Annotated in this window: 4 protein-coding genes; all 4 read left to right on the top strand. The window is 36.4% G+C overall.

All coding sequences use genetic code 11. The features are described from left to right. Window positions 1-237 precede the first annotated feature (237 nt). The gene (locus tag AACY61_RS10830) at window positions 238-1,215 is read left to right on the top strand and encodes a M23 family metallopeptidase (RefSeq protein WP_339611596.1); all 978 of its coding nucleotides are present in this window, start codon (window positions 238-240) and stop codon (window positions 1,213-1,215) included. Between the two features lie 10 nt (window positions 1,216-1,225). After that, complete coding sequence (locus AACY61_RS10825; RefSeq protein WP_339611595.1) at window positions 1,226-1,423, top strand: hypothetical protein; 198 nt, start codon at window positions 1,226-1,228, stop codon at window positions 1,421-1,423. 44 nt (window positions 1,424-1,467) lie between these two features. Further along, window positions 1,468-1,797, top strand: coding sequence for a MerR family transcriptional regulator (locus tag AACY61_RS10820; protein WP_339611594.1), 330 nt, complete (start codon window positions 1,468-1,470; stop codon window positions 1,795-1,797). 79 nt (window positions 1,798-1,876) lie between these two features. Next, a partial coding sequence (locus tag AACY61_RS10815) for a DPP IV N-terminal domain-containing protein (protein ID WP_339611593.1) occupies window positions 1,877-3,349 on the top strand: 1,473 nt, incomplete at its 3' end.

The following is a 3,349-nucleotide window of genomic DNA, read 5'->3' as shown; positions in this document are numbered from 1 at the left end:
CCCGCATTGGTGAACATAAGGGTGGGGTCATCTTTAATGACCATAGGAGCAGAAGGAACAATGGTGTGTTGTTTGGATTTAAAAAACTCTAAAAATTGTTTGCGAATGTCTTGTGACTTCATAAATGCTAAAGGAATATTAATTTAAGAGTAGGTCTTATACTATTTTTTATTTTTGTTAGTTAAAAAAGTAATTGTTACTTTTAACTCACAATGCAAAAATAGCACAATTTAACTTATGTCAAAGGTTAAATATTATTACGACAGCGAGACACTTTCTTATAGGAAAATAGAACGTAAAAAAGGCCGTCGTTTCGGATTGGTTTTAATCTATCTCTTGGGAATGATCTTAAGTGGTTTTCTGCTGTTGTTAGTTTATTTAAGTATTCCTTCACTCGAAACACCCAGAGAAAAAATTTTAAGTAGGGAGCTTTCCAATATGAAGCTTCAATATGAATTACTTAATAGAAAAATGACCGATATTGAAGATGTTCTTGCCGAAGTTGCAGAGCGTGATGATAATATATACAGGCTTTATTTTGAAGCTGAACCCATTCCTGAAGAGCAACGCAAAGCCGGGTTTGGAGGGGTTAACAGGTATAGAGATCTTGAAGGGTTTGACAATTCAAGACTGATTGTCTCAACGCACAGACGCATGGATATTTTAACTAAGCAATTGGTAGTACAATCTAAGTCACTTGATGAAATTACTGTTTTAGCAGAGGAAAAAGAAAAATTACTAGCTGCAATTCCTGCCATTCAGCCCGTGGCAAACGAAGACCTATCACGAATGGCATCCGGCTATGGATGGCGTAACGATCCTTTCACAAAAGTCAGAAAGTTTCACTATGGAATGGATTTTACAGCACCACGTGGAACTCCCGTTTATGCCACAGGAAACGGCCGGATAATGAGAGCTGACAACAGGGCTACCGGCTATGGAAATCATATAGTTATTGACCATGGGTTTGGCTATGAAACACTTTATGCTCATTTACACAAATACAATGTAAGAGTTGGGCAATTCGTTGAGCGTGGAGACATAATAGGTTTCGTGGGTAGCTCCGGAAGATCGCAAGCTCCCCACCTGCATTATGAAGTGACTAAAGACGGACAACAAATTAATCCTATTAATTTCTATTATGGAAACTTAACAGCTGAAGAATTTGAAATCCTCTTAAGAAAATCTCAACAAGAAAATCAATCATTGGATTAAAAAGCAAGTAATGGAACACATATCAGGATATTTTAACGACGATGGAACACCTTTGAATCCTGATTTGATTCCCACTACTCGTTTGTGTTTAAGTTGTGTCAAGCACGAAGATAAAAACGAAGAGATTCTTTGTAATTTAACCAGTCTGGACAAAGCCGATGAAAAAGAGTTTGTTTACTTTGGGTTTCAAAACACATATGCAAAATAAGGTTTTTAAAAATTAACGAGATAACCGCATTTGCGGTCAACAGTATGAAAGCAAACCTTCCCGAAAAAAGATATTACAACATTGGTGAAGTTGCCAAAGCTTTTGATGTAAATCCATCATTAATTCGTTTTTGGGAAAAGGAGTTTACTGAATTGAAACCAAAAAAAAATGCCAAAGGGAATCGCAAATTTACTCCTGATGACGTTCTTAAGCTTGAAATTATTTTTCATTTGGTAAAGGAACGTGGTTTTACTTTGGAAGGTGCAAAAACACACTTAAAAGAAAACAGAAAAAAAACACTTGATTCTTTTGAAATCATCCAAAAACTCAATCACGTAAAATCTGAACTCAACAAATTGAAAGAAGGCCTATAACTAGTTCACCTAAGATTGTGTAGATTTAAACACCTTTTTTTGTACCTTTTGACCAATTAACTCATTGATTTATTTGTATATGAAAGCTCTTTTTATAAAATGCCTTGGGGCAATATGTATAGCATTTATAAGCAGTACTACCCTCACTTCCCAAAACAAAACACCCTTTAACTATTTAGACGTTTTTGAAATGCAATATGCCGGCCAACCAAAAATTTCACCTGACGGTAGCCAAATTGTGTACTTTAGAAACCAATTTGATATTAAAACCGATAAAAAATTTACAAACCTCTGGCTGATTGATTTTGACGGAACCTCAGAAATGCCACTTACATCGGGAAAGCAAAATTTCAGCAATGCTAATTGGTCACCTGATGGAACAAGAATTGCCTATGTGAGCGCTGAAGAAGGAAGCGCACAAATTTTTGTGAGATGGATGAAAACCGGCCAAACAGCTTCTATAACAAATCTATCAAAATCGCCAGGAAACCTTAGCTGGTCTCCTGATGGCAATTGGATTGCCTTTAGCATGTTTGTACCTTCTGAAGAAACTAAAATAGGTGATTTTCCCGGTCCGCCAGAGGGTGCTGACTGGGCAAAACCGGCAAAAATTATTGATAAAGTAAACTACCGATCTGATGGGAATTTTGGTTTTGTGGAATCAGGTTTCAGACATCTCTTTATCGTAAGTGCCAAAGGTGGGGCTGCAAGGCAAATCACTTTTGGAAACTTTAATCATTCCAACTTCAGTTGGATGCCTGATGGAAAAAACCTTATTGTTTCTGCCAACAGAGAAGAAAATGCCGAATTAAACCCAAACAATTCACATTTATATAAGGTAAATTCACACAGTGCTACCATTGAAAGATTAACCACCGGAAAAGGGCCATATCAAAACCCAAAAGTTTCACCTGATGGCAAAAAAATAGTTTTTTCTCATTATAAGGACAAGTTTGTAGGTTATCAATTATCAAAATTATACTACATGAATCTTGATGGGTCTCAAATAACAGAAATCACACACAATCTGGATTTAGATATAGATGATTATGAATGGGAAGTTAATTCTAAAAACCTGTTTGTTAAGTACACCAAACACGGTAAAGTAATTTTAGCTGCTATGAAACTTAACGGAGAGACTACAAATATCTCTTCAGAACTTGGCAGCGAGAGCTATGGTCGGCCTTATAGTTCAGGTTCATTTTCAATTGCCAACAATGGCAATTATGTGTTCACAGAGGCCAGCACAAGCCGACCCGCAGAGCTTGCAGTAAATAAATACCCTTCCAAAAGTGAAGCAAAGAGAATCACTTCATTAAATGACAACTTTTTAATAAACAAGAAAATTGGAAAAGTTGAAGAAATCTGGTTTAATTCTTCATATGACAACAAAGAAGTTCAAGGCTGGATTGTATATCCCCCTGATTTTGATGCATCCAAAAAATATCCTTTAATTCTTGAGATACACGGTGGTCCATACCTTAGTTATGGTCCTCATTTTACTCCAGAACTACAGCTAATGGCCACGCAGGGCTACGTGGTATTATATACA

It is taken from the genome of uncultured Planktosalinus sp. (assembly GCF_963973675.1).
Classification (GTDB): domain Bacteria; phylum Bacteroidota; class Bacteroidia; order Flavobacteriales; family Flavobacteriaceae; genus Planktosalinus.
Note: the sequence above shows the minus strand (reverse complement) of the source record. Positions and strands in the feature narration are given on the sequence as shown.